Annotated in this window: 17 protein-coding genes; 6 read left to right on the top strand and 11 right to left on the bottom strand. The window is 72.7% G+C overall.

All coding sequences use genetic code 11. From position 1 onward, the window contains the following. Positions 1-94: 94 nt before the first annotated feature. The 10 genes from AAC134_RS00755 to AAC134_RS00710 form a co-directional block, all read right to left on the bottom strand. Positions 95-628 carry a flagellar basal body-associated FliL family protein gene (locus AAC134_RS00755; protein WP_339947125.1) on the bottom strand — a complete coding sequence of 178 codons (534 nt, stop codon included), beginning with the start codon at positions 626-628 and terminating at the stop codon, positions 95-97. Positions 629-644: 16 nt separating this feature from the next. Next, complete coding sequence (gene flgH / locus AAC134_RS00750; RefSeq protein ID WP_339947124.1) at positions 645-1394, bottom strand: flagellar basal body L-ring protein FlgH; 750 nt, start codon at positions 1392-1394, stop codon at positions 645-647. Continuing rightward, positions 1391-1972 (bottom strand): flagellar basal body P-ring formation chaperone FlgA, encoded by a 582-nt coding sequence (gene flgA / locus AAC134_RS00745; RefSeq protein WP_339947123.1) that lies wholly within the window; start codon positions 1970-1972, stop codon positions 1391-1393. The genes flgH and flgA overlap by 4 nt, the downstream gene beginning before the upstream one ends. A 5-nt stretch (positions 1973-1977) precedes the next feature. Beyond that, positions 1978-2763, bottom strand: coding sequence for a flagellar basal-body rod protein FlgG (gene flgG, locus AAC134_RS00740; RefSeq protein ID WP_339947122.1), 786 nt, complete (start codon positions 2761-2763; stop codon positions 1978-1980). Positions 2764-2992: 229 nt separating this feature from the next. Then, positions 2993-3709: a flagellar hook-basal body complex protein gene (locus AAC134_RS00735; protein WP_339947121.1), complete on the bottom strand. Its 717-nt coding sequence runs from the start codon at positions 3707-3709 to the stop codon at positions 2993-2995. A 51-nt stretch (positions 3710-3760) separates the two neighbouring features. Then, entirely contained in the window at positions 3761-6514 is a 2754-nt protein-coding gene (locus AAC134_RS00730; protein WP_339947120.1) for a hypothetical protein, read from the bottom strand. Next, positions 6511-7374: a flagellar motor stator protein MotA gene (motA, locus tag AAC134_RS00725; RefSeq protein ID WP_339947119.1), complete on the bottom strand. Its 864-nt coding sequence runs from the start codon at positions 7372-7374 to the stop codon at positions 6511-6513. The genes AAC134_RS00730 and motA overlap by 4 nt, the downstream gene beginning before the upstream one ends. 320 nt (positions 7375-7694) lie before the next feature. Continuing rightward, complete coding sequence (locus tag AAC134_RS00720) at positions 7695-8330, bottom strand: hypothetical protein (protein WP_339947118.1); 636 nt, start codon at positions 8328-8330, stop codon at positions 7695-7697. An 83-nt stretch (positions 8331-8413) separates the two neighbouring features. Continuing rightward, positions 8414-9259: a hypothetical protein gene (locus tag AAC134_RS00715; protein WP_339947117.1), complete on the bottom strand. Its 846-nt coding sequence runs from the start codon at positions 9257-9259 to the stop codon at positions 8414-8416. 67 nt (positions 9260-9326) lie between these two features. Then, entirely contained in the window at positions 9327-9833 is a 507-nt protein-coding gene (locus AAC134_RS00710; RefSeq protein ID WP_339947116.1) for a flagellar basal body-associated FliL family protein, read from the bottom strand. 235 nt (positions 9834-10068) lie between these two features. Between AAC134_RS00710 and fliF the strand changes: the two genes are divergently transcribed. The 6 genes from fliF (at position 10069) to AAC134_RS00680 (ending at position 16379) form a co-directional block, all read left to right on the top strand. After that, positions 10069-11640 (top strand): flagellar basal-body MS-ring/collar protein FliF, encoded by a 1572-nt coding sequence (fliF, locus tag AAC134_RS00705; RefSeq protein ID WP_339947115.1) that lies wholly within the window; start codon positions 10069-10071, stop codon positions 11638-11640. Further along, a complete protein-coding gene (locus AAC134_RS00700; RefSeq protein ID WP_339947114.1) occupies positions 11637-12365 on the top strand; it encodes a hypothetical protein in 729 nt (242 codons plus the stop codon). The genes fliF and AAC134_RS00700 overlap by 4 nt, the downstream gene beginning before the upstream one ends. Further along, positions 12358-12681 (top strand): FliM/FliN family flagellar motor switch protein, encoded by a 324-nt coding sequence (locus AAC134_RS00695; protein WP_339947113.1) that lies wholly within the window; start codon positions 12358-12360, stop codon positions 12679-12681. The genes AAC134_RS00700 and AAC134_RS00695 overlap by 8 nt, the downstream gene beginning before the upstream one ends. Positions 12682-12856: 175 nt before the next feature. After that, positions 12857-13522 (top strand): flagellar type III secretion system pore protein FliP, encoded by a 666-nt coding sequence (locus tag AAC134_RS00690; protein WP_339947112.1) that lies wholly within the window; start codon positions 12857-12859, stop codon positions 13520-13522. Then, positions 13519-14613, top strand: coding sequence for a FliG C-terminal domain-containing protein (locus AAC134_RS00685; protein WP_339947111.1), 1095 nt, complete (start codon positions 13519-13521; stop codon positions 14611-14613). Before AAC134_RS00690 ends, AAC134_RS00685 begins: the two co-directional genes overlap by 4 nt. A gap of 185 nt (positions 14614-14798) precedes the next feature. Further along, a complete protein-coding gene (locus tag AAC134_RS00680; RefSeq protein WP_339947110.1) occupies positions 14799-16379 on the top strand; it encodes a glucan biosynthesis protein D in 1581 nt (526 codons plus the stop codon). A 31-nt stretch (positions 16380-16410) separates the two neighbouring features. Here the strand turns inward: AAC134_RS00680 and AAC134_RS00675 are convergent, their stop codons facing one another. Continuing rightward, on the bottom strand, positions 16411-16566 hold the full coding sequence (locus AAC134_RS00675; RefSeq protein ID WP_339947431.1) for a Trm112 family protein: 156 nt from the start codon (positions 16564-16566) through the stop codon (positions 16411-16413). Between the last annotated feature and the right edge of the window lie 43 nt (positions 16567-16609).

Below are 16609 nucleotides of genomic sequence, written 5' to 3'. Positions count from 1 at the left end.
GGGGATATCACTGTCATGGACTTGCCGGCCGGTCGATGAAATTCGTCCGGGAGGGGAGCCGGCCGCCGCCCGATGGCGGGCGGCCCGGTCGCTCTCAGAGGTCCTGGCGGATGATGTCGGTGACCAGCACATCGTGGGCGATCGGTCCCAGCACGCTCTGCGCCGCTTCCAGCAGCGCGCCGCGCAAATCCTCCATCACCGGGGCGGCGGTGAAGGCGCCGTTGAAGGCGCCCGATTGCGCGTGCCGGAACAACACCTTGAGGAAGCGGTCGCGCAGCTTCGGCTCGCGTTCGAAGACCACCGCGGTCTGGCCCGCGTCGACCTCGACCGAGAGGGTGAGGATCAGCAGGGCGGCCACCTGCTCATGCTCGACCACGGGGGCGACGAACTGGCGGTCGAGCCGGGCATACTCGCGATTCAGGTCGGGGTCATAGGCCGGCGGGGGCCCGTCGGCATGGGCGCGCGAGACGTCCTGACCGCCGGCAGCCGGTTCCTCGCCGTGCTCGGCGGCGGCCGGGGCATGCTCGGCCCCCTCCTCGGGTTCCGGCGGCGCCCGCAGCGTCTGGCCGGCGAAGAGGCCGCCGCCGAGGCCGATCAGGGCGAGGATCACGGGTATCAGCTTCTTCATCGGGGCCCCTCCGCGCTCAGAACGGCATCACCACGTCCAGCACCTGCTGGCCGTAGCGCGGCTGCTGCACGTCGTAGATCTGTCCGCGGCCGCCATAGGCGATGCGCGCCTCGGCCATCTTGTCGTAGGTGATCTCGTTCCGCCGCGAGATGTCCTCGGGCCGCACGATCCCGGCGACCTGCAGGTCGCGCAGTTCGTAGTTCACCCGGACCTCCTGGTTGCCGGCCACCACCAGGTGGCCGTTGGGCAGCTGGTCGACCACGGTGACGGCGATGCGCAGGGTGATCTGCTCGGCCCGGGTGACGCTGCCGTCGCCCGAGGAGGACGAGGACGACCCGATCCCCGCCGCAGGGTCCGTGCTGACGTCGAAGGCGTTGTCGATCAACGCGGGCAGGCCCACCAGCGCGCTGACGCTGACATCCTCGGAGGCGGAGCGGTTGCGCTCGGACGCATTGTTGATGTTGGCCTCGTCGTCGATCTCGATCACCACGGTCAGGATGTCGCCGACCGACTGGGCGCGGCGGTCGCCGAACAGCGACTCCGGGCCCGAACGCCACAGCGAGGCGACCGCGTAGGGCGGCGGCGGCGTCGGCTGGGGCGGCGTGGCGATGGCGCGCCGCTGGGGGGTGACCGGCGGGGCCGGCCGCACGGCGTGGCCGGGAGCGGTGAACTCGGGCTCCTTGCCGACGTTGTCCAGGCGGTCGCCGCAGGCCGCGAGCAGCAGCGGCGCAAGCAGCAGCCAGGCGAGGGGGAGACGGGGGCTCATGGGCTGACCTCCACCGCCCCGTCCGCGGCGATGCGGCCGACGACGGTCTGGCGGGACGACAGGTTGGTGACGCGGATGCGGTCGCCGATCGCGCCGCGATCCAGCGCGCGCCCCTCGGCGATGATGAACAGGGCGCCGCGCTGATATCGCATCAGGACCAGGGCGTTGCGCTCGATCAGCGCCGGGGGGCCGAGGTCCTCGGCCCGGATCGGGCGCCCGGCGTAGAGGGCGACGCGCGTCTCCAGTCCAACGGCCTCGGCCGGATCGGTGAGCCCGACGCCAAAGGGGCTGGGCCGCAGGGCGACGTCACCCTCGGTCAGGATCGTGCGGCTCGGGATCGGGCGGGTGGCGACAACCCCGGGCTCGCCCGCCGCGCCCGCGGAGACGCCGCCGGGCGACCATCCCGGCGGCCCCCACGTCGCCTGGGCCGTCGCCGCGGCGGCCCAGGCGAGCCAGGCGAACGCCGCGACGACGACGCCCGCGCGCAGGCGCGAGCGCCCCTGCGCGCCGCGGGGGCTCGAGCGCGCGCGGCGGGGGCGGGCCGGATCGGGGGACGGATCGGTTCTCGGCAAGGCCATGGCGATCACCGCACCTGCGCGGTGGCGGCCATCATCTGATCGACCGCGGTGATCACCTTGGCGTTCAGCTCGTAGCCGCGCTGCGCCTCGATCAGGCGGGTGATCTCGCGGACCGGATCGACGGCGCTGTCCTCGAGGTAGCCGGCCCGGAAGATGCCGCGGCCCTCGACGCCGGCGTCGCCGATCTCCGCCGGACCGGAGGCCTCGGTTTCGAGGTAGAGGTTGCCGCCGATCGCCTCCAGCCCCTTCTGGTTGACGAAGCTGACCAGGTTGAACCGGTCCAGCAGCTGGCCGCCCACCTGATCCTCGAAATAGGCGTAGACCTCGCCCTCGGAGTTGATCGAGATCGAGACCGCATCGGTGGGGATGGTGATCTCGGGCGCGACCGGAAAGCCGTCGGAGGTGACGATCAGCCCCTCCCCGTTGCGCTTGAGCGTCCCGTCGCGGGTGTAGGCCGAGGCGCCGCTGGGCAGGATCACCTCGAGGTATCCGCCGCCCTCGATCGCCACGTCGAGCTCGCCGCCGGTCTGGCGGAGCGAGCCCTGCTCGACATCCATCGAGACGGCGGCCGTGCGCACGCCCAGGCCAAGCTGGACGCCGGCGGGCAGCACGGTGCCGTCGGCGGCGTTGACCGTGCCGGCGCGCTGCGCCTGCTGGTAGTGCAGGTCGGCGAACTCCGCCCGGCGCGGGTTGTAGGCGGTGGTCGACATGTTGGCGAGGTTGTTGGAGATGACCTCGACCCGAAGCTGCTGGGCTTCCATCCCCGTGGCGGCGATCTTCAGCGCGCGCATGGCAGGATCCTCCTGGACTGGGCGACGACGGGACGTCGGGACCGGGCGCGGCCTTCGACGGCGACAGAGAGCGACGGCGCGGCGAGCCGCGGTTTCGGCGACCGCCCGGCGCGGCTTGCGACCGCCGACGCGGGACGCGACCGGCGGGTCGGGCGCGCCGGGTCGGCGCCGCCCGGATCATGGGCGAGTTCGCGCTGGCGATCCGGGGCTCGCCTGAGGGTCCGCGCGCTCATGCCTGGCCGCCCAGTTGGCGAACGGCGGCGCGAATGCGTTCGTCCTCGCGCTCCAGCATCGCCTGTCCGAGCTCGTAGGCGCGCTGCACCTCGATCATCCGGGCCAGCTCGACGACGGGCTGGACGTTGCCGTCCTCGACAAAGCCCTGGAAGATCACGCCGTCGGCGGGCTCCAGCGGCTGGTCGGCGCGGAACATCACGCCGCCCTCGCGGATCAGGTTCTCGGGCTCGGGCACCGTCACCACGGCGAGCCGGCCCTGCACCTCGCCATCGACCGAGATCGTGCCGTCGGTGGCGACCACGACCTCTCCGACCGCGGGCACGAACAGCGCGGCGCCGCCCTCGTCCAGCACCGGGTAGCCGTCGGAGGTGACCAGGGCCCCGGCGGCGTCCCGGGCGAAGGCGCCGTTGCGGGTCAGGGTCGGTCCCTGCCGCGTCTGCACCATGAAGAAGCCGTCGCCCTCGATCGCCACGTCGAGCGGACCGCCGGTGCGGGTCATCGCCCCTTGCGAGAAGTCGGTTCGGCGCACGCGCGCCTCGGTCATCGAGATCGACTCGGCCTCGCCGGGGAGCGTTTCGATCATCTCGGCGAAGACCACGCCCTCGCGCCGGTAGCCGGTGGTCGAGACGTTGGCGATGTTGTTGGCCACGACCTGCATTTCCTTGAGCAGGCCGGACTGGCGGCTGAGCGCCAGGTATGTGGGATTGTCCATCCGGGTTTCTCCTCGGGTCGTCTCCAGGGGGAGGCGGGCATGGCGAGCGGGTCAGACCCCGCCCAGAGCCTCCTCGATACGAGCGCGGGCGGCCTCCGACGCCTCGATCAGGCGGCGGGCGGCGGCGAGCGAGGGCGGCTCGGCAACCACCGGCGGGGAGAGGAACAACGCCTCGCCCGCGGCCGCCTCAACCGCCGGATCCGGCGTGGCTCCCTCCCCGGCGTCGGCGGGCGGCACGGCGCCTGCGCCAAGCGCGCGGGCGATCACGTCGGCCGGGTCGGGCGGTGGCTCGCCCGCCATCCAGGCGGCGAGGAGGCGACGCGGATCCTCGCCGGGCAGACGGGCGGCGTCGGGCCAGATCGCGGCGCGCCAGGCCAGCTGCGCCCGCTCTGGCGAGCCCTGGGGCAGGGAACTCGCCACCTCCGCGAAGGCCTCGGCGTCGCGGCCCAGCGCCAGCAGGGCGCGGGCGCGCAGGCGGGCCGCATCGTCGCCGGCCAGCCCCTCGAGCCGCTTGAGCGTATCCAGGGGCAGGTCCAGCGCCACCTCGGCCGCCGCGGCGGCGAGACGCGCCTCGCCGCCGCCACGCGCCAGCGCGGGGGCCAGCAGCTCGATCCCGACATTCGCGAGCCCGATGCCGGTCATTTCCCGCGCCACGCGGATCCGCGCGGGGTCGAAGACCTCCGGGTCACGGAGCAGGTCGCGATGACGCATGATCGCGCTGGCATAGGCGTATTCGCCCACATCGGAGGCGCGCGCCCGTTCCAGGATGGCGCGCATCGCGGCCTCCAGGTCCGCGCCGCGAGCGCCGCCGGCGAAGAGCTCGGTCTCGATCACCTGCAACGCCTCGCCCAGCTGGTCGCGACCGGCGCGGCCGAGGATCTCGGCCACCAGGAGTCGTCGGCCAAGCTCGGTCCCCTGATGCTCGAAAGCCTTGAGGGCGATGTCCTCGATGAGGTCCTCGGGCAGGGTGTCGCGGCGGCCGAGCAGACTGTCGGCCAGCGCCAGCATCGCCTCGGCCGCCTCCGGCCCGTCGGTCAGGGACACGTTTCGCAGCAGGGTTTCGCCCTGCTCGACCTCTCCTCGCGCGAGCGCGAGGCGGCCGAGCGCCAGCCGCCAGGGCGCGCCATGATCGCCTGGCGCTCGATCCAGCCGCAGCCGCACGGCGTCGGCGAAGTCGAGCTCGCCCAGCGCCGTCAGCGTCTCGACGAGCGGCGGGCCGGCGCGACGCCGGAGGCGGATCGGAAGCTCGGCGAAGGCGTCCAGGACCGAGTCGCGCCAGGCCGGATCGCGCAGGGCCGCGGGATCGGGCGTCATGCCGGCGGCAAGACGCCACATGCCCGCGCGCCCCGGACAATCGTCGCCCTGGGACAGCGGCCCCCCCTCGATCGGCGCAGCATCATCCACCAGAAGCGCGATGTCGCGCAGCAGCGCCGCCTCGCGCACCGCGGGAACAAACTGGTCCAGGGTCTGGCGGGCCTCGGCCCCAAAGCCGTAGCCGACCTGCAGCCAGGCGAGGTCCAGGGCGGCGCGCGGGTCGGGCTTGTCAAACTCCAGCATCATCTTCGCGCGCAGTTCGCCCATTCGGTCATAGAACTGGGCCGAGCGGCGCCAGGGCTCCGGGTCCAGCAGGGCGTCGTCAGGACATGTCACCGCGCGATGCGGCGGCGGGCGGCGATCGCGGTCCCAGACTGTCCGCGCATCGAGCTGCACCTGGGGCTGGGGCTCCGGCAGCTCTGCGCCGCCGGCGGCGTTCGCCTCTTCCTCGCGGTCGGTTCCGTCGGCAGGCTGCCGACCTGACCCAGGCGTGCGCGGATCGGCTGCCGCATGCGGGTCGGGCACGGGTGGCGTGCCGCCGGCGGGATCGCCGGACGCGGCATGCGCCTGCTCCTCCTTCTCGGTCCTGGGGTCGTCGGGGCCGCCTGGATCCCGGAACTGAACCAACCCCTGGTCAGCTGCGCGCGCGAGCTGTTCGAGCAGTCGGCGTTGCGCCTCGGTGATCGACACCGCATCGGCGGGACCGTCCTGCCCCGATTCGGCAGCGGGCGTGACGTCCGCCGTCGGAGGTTCGGCGGGCGTTGTCGTCGCCATGTCCGGTTGGGACCCCGAAGTCCCGCCAGAGGGGCCGGAGAGCACGCTGCCCGATGTCGCCGGCGGGGGCTCGGCCCGTCGGATGGCAAGCGCGTCCATGGCGCCCGAGGCCGCGTCATGGCCACTGCCGCCCGAACCGCCGCCCGTGCCCTGGCCCGCCTGATCGCCGGCCTCGCCGGGCCGGGCATCGGCCTGGCGTCCGTCAGGGCCGGCAGCGTCGACCTCCTGCACCTGGGCGGCTTCGGTCTCGTCAGGCTCGGCGCGGATATCCATCACCAACATGCCCGGCCGGAACTCATACGCCTCGGCCACGCAGTTGCAGGACATCGACAGGATGAGGCGAGTGCCGTCGCGTCCCCGCTCGCTCCGTGCGCTCGTCACGCGCGAGACGCGGCGTTGCGGGAAGATCTGCTCGGTGGCGAACAGCAGCTCGCGATCGGGAAACAGGACGGTCACGAGACGGCCGTTGCGCTCGATCGACCACTCGACCAGCTGCGGAACGTCCAGCGCGATCCGGCTGAACTCCGCATGTTCGCCCGCCCGCAGCCGGATCTGCTGTTGCGCTTCCGCCGGAAGCGCCAGCGCCAGGCAGGCGATCGCTGCGACGACGCCGACGAGGCGAACGACGAGACGCGCGCGCCGCGTCTGCGGCGTGCGCGCCGGGCGCCTCCCGGGACCGCCGTCCCGGGAGGCGGAGTGGAACGCGCCGGAGATCATGCGGCCTTCGCTTCGCGCAGCGCCTCGGAGAGGTCCGAGAAGCTCGGCCTGAGGCTGCGCGGCGTGTTCTGCCGGCCGACCTCGACACAGATGTCGGGCGAATGGTTGTGCAGCGCCGCCACGAGAACCTCGCGGATCAGCAGGTAGAACTGGTGATCCTCCTCGATCACGCCCTTCACGCGCGAGGCGAAGGGCCCGACAAATCCGTAGGCGAGGAACACGCCGAGGAAGGTGCCGACGAGGGCGCCGCCGATCATTCCACCCAGCACCGCGGGGGGCTGGTCGATCGCGGCCATGGTCTTGATCACGCCCAGCACCGCCGCGACGATGCCCAGGGCGGGCAGACCGTCCGCCATGTTCTGCAACGCATGGGAGGAGTGCAGCGCGTGATGCTTGCGCGTCTCCAACTGCTTCTCGAGCACCTCCTCGACCTGGTGGGGATCGTCGTAGTTCATCGAGCTGGCGCGCAGCGTGTCGCAGATCAGATCCACGGCGCCCGCGTCCAGCTGGATCCTGGGGTAGCGGGAGAAGACCGCAGACTCGCTGGGATTCTCGACGTGACCCTCGAGATCCATCGGGTTGGCGCGGCCGATGCGGATCAGCTCGAACAGCAGGCACAGCAGATCGCGGTAGTCCTGAGGCTTCCACTTGGCGCCCTTGAACACCTTCCCGACGTCGCCGAGCGTGTGCTTGACGGTGTGCATGTCGTTCGAAAGCAGGAAGGCGCCGACCGCGGCGCCGCCGATCATCATCATCTCGAACGGCAGCGAGTGAAGGATGATCCCCAGCTTGCCGCCGGCAGCCATGTAGCCGCCGAAGACCATGATGAAGGTCACCGCAATTCCAACGAATCCGAACATTCCGCGTCCCCGTTCCTCACGCTTCGGACATCGGGCCCGTGCTGGACCCGTCCGACCCGGGGCGGAAGGTGCGCCGACGAGGTTAAGAAAGCGCTGAAGGCGGGGGGCGAGGGCGGAATCGCGGCGCGCCCAAAACCGACAATGCGAGACAGCGGGAGAGGGTCGGCGCAGGCGCGTCTTCCGTGCCGCTCGCCGAGGCGCGGGAGCGGGCAGGCGACAGCTCGGGCGACGGCGGTCGGCCCAGCCGCGCCTCGATCCGGCCGCGGGACCGCGCCGCGCGATCCTTGCCGTCCCGCCAATCCGGAGCGCAGGCGGCCGGATCACTCGCGCGGAGCGCGGGCGTTGCGGCCGGCGATGACGGCGGAGATGGCGTAGGCGCGCTCCGCACTCATGCCGCCCATGATCTTGGCGGCGGTGTCCTTGCGCATCCGCGCGAGGAAGCCGGCGGCGAAGGTCACGTCCATCGACTCGAAGATCCTCGCCGCGTTCTTGGGATTCATGTTCTCGTAGACGGCCGTCAGACGCTCAATGTCCTGCTCTGCGGCTTCGTCGGCGACGGCGAGCGTGGCGGCGAGCCGTTCCTCGGCCGTGCGCAGCGCCTCGAGCTGCTCCTTGTATTTGGCCTCGGCGACCTGCAGCAGACGCTCGCGGTCGGCGATCTCGGCGGCGCGGGCGTCGAGCTGGCTCTCGCGCTGCTTCAACGCCGAGAGCAGGCCCGTGGGGTCGGCGCCCGGACCGCAGGGATCGGCGGCCATCGTCTGCGAACCGGCCCCAGAAAGCGTGGCGGCGGCTTCCTTGGCGAGCGCCCCGTCGGGATCGGCAAGGCGCAGGCCGGCCGAGCCCACGAAGCACAGGCCCATCAGGAGCAGCGCGCCCGGGGCCCGCGCCGCCTGGCGGCCCGTCGCCGCGCCCTTCGCCGCGCTGGCTCGGCGGGGCGAAGGACCTGCGGGAAACATCCGATCTCTGGACCCCTCCGCAGCGGCGCGGTCAGGTTCCGGCGGCGACCCGGCGCCGCGTCGGAAAAGGGCGCGAAGGTCGATCATTCGCCGCTCTCCCTGGCGAGGGCCTCGATCGCGGCGCGCAGCGCTTCTGTCCCGTCGCTGGAATCGGCGAGGCCGCGACCGCGGGGCGGCCGCGCGCGCGGAGCGCCCCGGGCCGTGCGCTGGACGCTCTCTGTCTCGGCGGCGGCGTCCGGTTCGGCGGCGGGATCGACCTCGATCCGGAAAAGGCGGCGCACGGCGGCGGGGCGAGCGGAGTCGCCAGCGTCCGCGCTGTCGTCAGCGTCCGCGCTCTCGTTGTCGGCCAGGTCGTCCGCGTCCCGCTCGTCCGACGTCGCAGCGGCGCCAGCGTCCGCATCGGGATCGGCGTCGAGAAAGCCGACCTCGACCGATTCGTCCTCCCCGTCGTCAAGATCCTCGTCGTCCTCGGGCGCCGCCTCGCGCGAACGCAGGGCGGCGACCGCCGCGGCGGCGTCGAAGGGCTCGGCGGCCCGGGCCGCGGCGGCGCCGGTCCCGCCGACAACCTGCGGGCGGGGGCGGGAGGAGAAGGCCGCGGCCTGGCGAGCCTCCCGTCGCGCGGCGACGTTGGCGGGCGCGGCGCCGCCCTGGTTGTCATGGATCGCGGCCAGCAGCAGCTCCAGCCGTCCGGCGGCCATCTCGGCCCGAGCGGTCCGTTCGGACAGGGTGCGGGTCGATTCGCCCGCGGCCGCGCGGGCGGCGCGCAGCGCCTGGCGCAGCTCGTCGGTCTGGGAGGCCATCGTGGCCACCGCCTGTCCGACGCCCCCGTCCAGGCGACGCAAGCTGCGCAACCGGCCGGCCAGCACATGGCAGTAGATCGCCGCGGTCAGCGCGGCCGCGATCAGCAGTCCGTCCGCGATCAGGCCCATCGGCCTCTCCTTCCAGTTTGTCGTCCATGACCGAACCGGGACGCGAGCGTCGCCCGCCGCGCACCGGTCATTGCAGGACGAACTCGGTGATCAGCAGGTCGCGAACCGCGTCCTCGCCGGCGACGATTCGGATCCTGCGAAGCAGGTGCGCGCGCATACGGGCCATGGCGGCCGGCCGCTCGACATCCGCCTCGTCGAGCGCCTGCAGGTAGGAATTGATCACGTCCTTCACCCGAGGCATCAGCTTGGTCACCTCCTCCTCCCGGCCCGGCTCGATCTCGAGCGTGGCCGACAGGCGCAGGAGGCGGCTGCGCGCCGAAGGGCCCAGCGTGACCAGCATCTGCGGGATCTCGACAAAGGCGACGTCGGCCGATTCGCCATGATCCTCGGGCGGCTCCTGATGCGCTTCCTCGGCGTCTCCGCCGCCGAAGGGCAGGGCGAGCATGCCCGAGAAGGTCGCATAGAAGCCGCCGCCGCCCAGCAGCAGCATCGCCAGGAGGCCGATCAGCATCCCCTTGCCGCCCTTTTTCTTGGGCGGCGCGTCATCGACGTCGACGTCGGCGGCTTCGGCCATCGTTCGGTCCCATCTCCCGCGCCCCGCAATGCGGCGGCGCGCACCGGCCTGGCGCCGGGGATCTGCACATTCTGCGTCCGCGCCGACCCCGGTCGGGCCGGAGCGGCGTGAGGCATGAGGTAACCGGGAGGGGCTAACCGAATCTTAAGTGCGCACGCCGCAAGGGAGGGAGGCGGCCAGAACGGCCCGCCCCTCGCCCGTGAACCGGCGGGGGACCCTGCGCGAGAGGATCAGCGTGGACCGCTTGTCGTCCCTGTGGAACGGGCTGGACGCCCGGCGCCGGATCGTGGCCCTGCTTGCCGCCGCCGCGGCCATGCTGGCCGTCTGGGGCCTGGCGCGAATGGCGACCGAACCGTCGATGAGCCTGCTTTACGCAGGCCTGGACCCCGCCGCGTCCGGTCAGGTGATTTCGGCGCTGGAGGCGCGCGGAATCCCCTACGAGGCGCGCGGCGATTCGATCTGGGCGCCCGAGGGCCAGCGCGATGCGCTGCGCATGGCGCTGGCGGCCGACGGGCTGCCGCAGGCCGGCGCGCGGGGCTATGAACTGCTCGACGACCTGTCGGGATTCGGCACCACCGCCCAGATGTTCGACGCCGCCTACTGGCGCGCGAAGGAGGGGGAGCTGGCGCGCACCATCCTGGCCCTGCCCTCGGTGCGCCAGGCGCGCGTGCATATCGCCAACCCGCCGCGGCGCCCGTTCGAACAGGCGCCCACGCCCTCGGCCTCGGTCTCGGTCAGCGTCGGCTCCGGCGCCCTGGGCGAACTGCAGGCCAGCGCCATCCGCCACCTCGTCTCCTCGGCGGTGCCGGGCCTGACGGCCGCGCAGGTGACGGTGATCGACGCCGAGAACGGCGCCGTGCTGACCGAGGACGGCGGCCCCGATTCCCCCAAGGCGGCCGAGGATCGCGCCGCCCGCCTGAAGGCCAATGTCGAGCGCCTGCTGGAGGCCCGGGTCGGCCCCGGCGCCGCGGTGGTCGAGGTTATGGTCGACGCCGACATGAACTCCGAGACGGTGACCGAGCGGGTGCTCGACCCCCAGGGACGCGTCGCCATCCACACCGACACGCAGGAGACCAGCGAGCAGTCGCAGGGCGGCGCGGGCGGCGGCGTCACCGTCGCCTCGAACCTGCCCGACGGCGGCCAGGAGGGCGGCGGCGGCGCCTCGAGCACCGCCAACGAAACCCGGGAGCGGGTGAACTACGAAGTCTCCGAGGTCCTGCGCGAGCGGATCCGGCGCCCCGGCGAGGTCCGCAAGATCTCGGTCGCCGTGCTGGTCGACGGCGTCCGCACCGTGAACGACGCCGGCGAGACCGCCTGGGAGCCCCGCCCGGAGGCCGAGCTCCAGGCCCTGCGCGAACTGGTGGAATCGGCCGTCGGCTTCGACCCCGCCCGCGGCGACGTGGTGACCCTGCGCACGCTGGAGTTCACCGCGCCGACGGAGCTGGGAACATCGGCCAGCGCCTCGGGCGCGGCGGATTTCCTGGCCGCCAACGCCATGACCCTGATCCAGCTGGGCGCGCTGAGCCTGGTGGCGCTGCTGCTGGGCCTGTTCGTGCTCCGCCCGATGATCACGCGCCGGATCGAGGACGCCCAGACCCTGGAGCTCGAGGCGATGCCCGACGCACCCGGCGCGCGGCTGCAGGCCGAGGCCGCCGTGGCGCTCGCCGGAGAGGTCATCGACGCCGGCCAGATCACCGCCGACCGGCTGCGCTCGCTGCGCGACCTGACCGGCGAGCGCAAAGACGATGCGGCGGCTCTACTCGGCCTTTGGCTCGAGCAGGGCGAACCCACCCGTGAGACGGCATGATGACGATGAAATGGGAAAGTTTCGAAGGGGATGAGACCTCGGTGATCGGCGCCGCGCCGCCGCGCCCCTCCGACAAGACGCCCGGCCGCAAGCAGGCCTCCGCCTCCGCGCCACGCAAGAGCGGCGCGCGGGACGCGCCTGCAGCGGCCCCCCCGCCCGAGCCGTCCGCCCCTCCGGCGGAACCGGTCGAGACGCTGCTCGCCCGCGCCCGAGGCGAGGGCCGCGCCGCCGGATTCGAGGAAGGCGTCGCCCATGCCGAGGCGCAGGGACAGGCGGCATTGCGGATGATCCTCTCGGACCTGTCCGAACAGCTCGCCGACGCGCTCCACGCCCGGATCGAGCAGGAGCAGACGCTCGACCGCGCCGCCCGCGACCTGGCCGAGGCGCTGCTGTCGGGCGTCGCGCCCGCGCTCGCCCGACAGGGCCTCGCCGCCGAGGTCGCCGCGGCCGTGTCCGAGGCGCTGCGCGCCACCCGCGCCTCGGCCGATCCCGCGCCGCTCAGGGTTCGCGTCGGCGCCGGCCAGGTCGAGGCGGTTCGCGCCGCGCTCGCCGAAGGCGGCCTCGCCGCCCAGGTCGACTCGGATCCGGAGCTGGGCGACCTCTCCGCCCGGCTCGACTGGGCCGACGGCGAGGACGGCATCGACCTCGACGCCGCGCTGGCCGCCGCCCGGGCCGCCCTCGACCGCCACCTGCCCGCGCCCGATAGGAGAACCGCCCATGGCTGACGATCTCGACGACGACGCCCCGCTCCCCGCCCGCGCAGAAGGCTCGGACTCGGGCAAGAGCAAGCGAGGCTCGGCCGTGCTGGGCGTGCCGATCGAGGTGGTGGTCTCGGTCGGGCGCGCCCGGCCGCTGGTCTCCGACCTGGTGAACCTGCGCCGCGATTCCGTGCTGCCGCTCGACAGCCGCATCGACGATCCGGTCGAAATCCTGATCGGCGACCGCCTGATCGCGCGGGGCGAACTGCAGGAGATGGACGACGACAGCGGTCGCCTCGCCGTGCGCCTGACCGAGGTCGCCGACCTTTCGCAGGGCGTCTGAGACCTTGGCCGCGGCGGAAGCGATACCTGGACGCCCGCGCCGCCCCGGCCCGTGGCCGAGGGCGGCGTGCGCGCTGGCCGCGCTCGTCGTCCTTCTGCTCCCCGCCGCGGCCGCGGCGCAGGAGCTGACGCTGGATCTCGGGGGTCAGGAAAGCCTGACCCTGCGCGCGATCCAGATGTTCATCATCATCACCCTGCTCAGCCTCGCCCCGGCGCTGGCTGTGACCGTCACCTGCTTCCCGTTCATGGTCACCGTGCTCTCGATCCTGCGTTCCGCCATAGGCCTGCAACAATCGCCGCCGAACATGCTGATCGTCAGCCTGGCGCTGTTCCTCAGCTGGTTCGTGATGGCGCCCGTGTTCGACGTCGCCTGGGAGACCGGCATCCGCCCGCTCCTCGACGACGAGATCGGGATCGAGGAGGCCGCCCCCCTGGTGATCGCTCCGTTCCGCGAGTTCATGGCAGCGCGCGTCGACCCTGACGCGCTCGACGCGCTCGCTTCGGCCGTGCCCGCCGCCGCGCTGCCCGCGCCCGCGCCCGCGCCCGACGCCGGCGCGCCCGTCCCGCAGCCGGAGGCCGCGCCCTCGCCCGCCACCGCCGAGACGCGGCTGCTGGTGCCCGCCTTCCTGCTGTCCGAAGTGCAGCGGGCGTTCGAGATCGGGTTCCTCGTCTACCTGCCGTTTCTGCTGATCGACCTGGTGGTGGCCTCGGTGCTGATGTCGATGGGCATGATGATGGTGCCGCCGGCGGTGGTCTCGCTGCCGTTCAAGCTCGCCTTCTTCGTCGCCGCCGACGGCTGGTCGCTGCTGGCCGGCGCCCTGGTCCGGGGGTACGCGACATGAGCCCGCCCGCCGAGGCGCTGGTTCCCGCCCAGAGCAACCTGCCCGCCGGCGGCCATCCCGCCGGGCAGGCGAAGGCCGGTCCCGCGCCCGAGGCCCTGACTCCGGCGCAGAAGGCCGCCATCGTCATCGTCGCGCTGGGCCCCGAGGCGGCGACCGAGATCCTGCGCTCGCTGGGGGAGACCAACATCCGCCGCTTCGCCACCGCGGTGGCCAAGCTCAAGGGCGTCCCCCACGAGACCGTCGACGCCGTGGTGGCCGAGTTCCTGGGCGCCATGGGCGACGAGCTGTCGGTGCGCGGCGGTCTCGACGAGGCGCGCAAGTTCCTCGGCCAGGTGCTGGACGAAGACCAGCTCGCCCGGGTGATGGAGGAGATCGACGCCCGCTCCACCCGCTCGATCTGGCTGCGCCTGGCCGACGCCTCGGACGCGGCGCTGGCCAACTGGCTCTCGGCCGAGCACCCGCAGGTCGCGTGCCTCGTGCTCGCCAAGCTGCGCGCCGACCAGGCCGCCCGCCTGCTGGAGCGGTTCGAACCCGCCTTCGCCCACGACGTGGTGCTGCGCATGGCCCGGGTGCCCACCCCCGACAACGCCGCGCTGGAGATGCTGAAGTCGGCCATCGAGCATGACTTCGTCTCGGCGATCGAGCGCACGCAGGGCGCCGCCAAGCCCGCCGAGCTGATCGCCAGCCTGATGAACCACGTCTCCAACGCCGCGCGCGAGACGTTCCTGAGCCAGATGGAGCAGGACGACCCGAAGCTGGCGCAGGAGGTGCAGCGGGTGATGTTCACCTTCGCCGACATCGCCAGCCGCGTGAACCCGCGCGACATCTCCAAGGTGATCCGCGGCGTGGACGAGCCGGTGCTGATGGCCGCCCTGAAGCTCGCCCAGACGCAGGAGAACCCCTCGGCGGAGTTCATCCTGGGCAACGTCGCCAAGCGCCTCTCGGACCGCATGCGCGAGGATCTCGCCGGCATGCCCGACGTCCGCCAGAAGGAAGGCGAGGCGGCCCAGGCCGAGCTGGTCAACGGCATCCAGACCCTCGCCCGTCGCGGCGAGATCAAGCTGATCGAGATCGATCTGGCCGACGACTGACCGCGCATGCCCCTCCGCGGACGCGCCGCGGAAGGGGGTTCGGGCGACGCTGGGTCGCAGCGGTCCGCCGGGCGCCGTGACGGCGATGCGTTGGCGCGCGCCGCGATAGACGCCCATATGGCCATGATACCGCAAGCGCGCGCATTTCATTTCCGCCGCCCGGACTGTCGATCGCGAGGAGCCGCATGACCGCAACCCGCCGCGCCGTTCTTGGAACCGCCGCAGCCTTCGGGGCCCTCTCGGCCGCAGGCTTCGGTCCCGCGCGAGCCCAGGGCGAGCGCCGCCCGTTCTCCTGGGAGCAGCTGGTCGCGCAGGCCGAACGCGCCGCCTCGGAGCCCTGGCGAGAGCCCTATCGTCCGATGCCCGAGGTCACCTCGGTCATCGACTACCAGCGTTGGGGCGAGATCGCCTTCCGCACCGACCGTTCGCCCTTCCAGGACGGCTATCCGGTCACCTTCTTCCACCTCGGCCAGTACTTCCAGCGATCCGTGCGCATGCACACGGTCGCCGACGGGCAGGCCCAGGAATTCGCCTACGACCCGGGGCTGTTCGACATGCCCGCCGACAACCCCGCCCGCCGGCTGCCCGCCGACAGCGGCTTCGCCGGGTTCCGGTTCCAGGAATGGAACGGCGCCGACGACTGGGCGAAACAGGACTGGCTGGCGTTTCTGGGGGCCTCCTACCTGCGCGCGATCGGCGCCTCGGGGCAGTACGGGCTGTCGGCGCGCGGCATCGCGCTCGACCCCGCGCTGCCCGACCGGCCGGAGGAATTCCCCGACTTCACCGAGTTCTGGATCGAGCAGACCGGCGATCCCGACGCGCCCTGCACGGTTTATGCGCGGCTCGACGGGCCCTCGGTCACGGGCGCCTATCGCTTCAGGGCGGTGCGCGGGACCGACCGCTCCCGCGGGGTGATCATCGAGGTGGACGCGAACCTGCACCTGCGCCGGGATGTCGAGCGGCTGGGCCTCGCCCCGCTGACCTCGATGTTCTGGTACGGCGAATACGGGCGCGAGCGGCCTTTCGACTGGCGCCCCGAGGTGCACGATTCCGACGGCCTGGCGCTGTGGACCTCGTCGGGGGAGCGGCTGTGGCGGCCGCTGAACAACCCCGCCTACACCCAGGTCTCGGCCTTCGTCGACGAGAATCCTCGCGGTTTCGGCCTGCTGCAGCGCGACCGGGAGTTCGACCACTACCGCGACGGCGTCTTCTACGACCGCCGCCCCAGCCTGTGGATCGAGCCGCTCAGCCCCTTCGGGCGCGGCGCGGTGCAGTTGCTCGAGATCCCGACGAACGACGAGATCCACGACAACATCGGCGTGTTCTGGGTGCCAGAGGCGCCGGCGCGGGCGGGCAACGCCTATCGCCTGCGCTACCGGATGCACTGGCTGGACGGCGAGCCCTATCCCGCCACCAACATCGCCCAGGCCGTGGCAAGCCGCTTCGGCCGCGGCGGCCAGCCGGGGCATGCGCGTCCCGACAACGTCTGGAAGGCGGCCGTCGAGTTCGACCGTCCCGAGGTGATGCGCAAGATCCCCTACGGCGTGATGCCCGAGGTGGTCGCCTGGACCTCCGTCGGCCGCATCGCGCGCACGCTGGTCGAGCCGGTGCCCGGCGGCAACGTCTGGCGCGCCTTCTTCGACCTGGAGCTGGACGAGCCGGAGCAGGCGGCGGACCTGCGCCTCTATCTCGCGCTGAACGGCGAGCCCCTGACCGAGACCTGGACCTACCGGTTCGAACGCGGAAGCCTGGTGCAGGGGATCTGAAGACCGATCTGAAGACCGGGGCGCGGGGGCCTCAGCCCTCCAGCCGCCGCGCCTCGGCGACCAGCAGCACCGGGATGCCTTCGCGGATCGGGTAGGCGAGCCCGGCCTGGCGGGAGATCAGCTCCTGCGCCTCGCGGTCGTAGTCGAGCGCCGACTGGGTGGCCGGGCAGACCAGCGCCTCGAGCATGCGCCGGTCGACGGCGAGCCGGCCGGAGCCGCCCGTCGGCAAG

The organism is uncultured Albimonas sp., from assembly GCF_963977235.1.
Lineage (GTDB): Bacteria > Pseudomonadota > Alphaproteobacteria > Rhodobacterales > Rhodobacteraceae > Albimonas.
The sequence above is the reverse complement of the archived record's forward strand: the minus strand, read 5'-3'. Positions and strand labels throughout refer to the sequence as shown.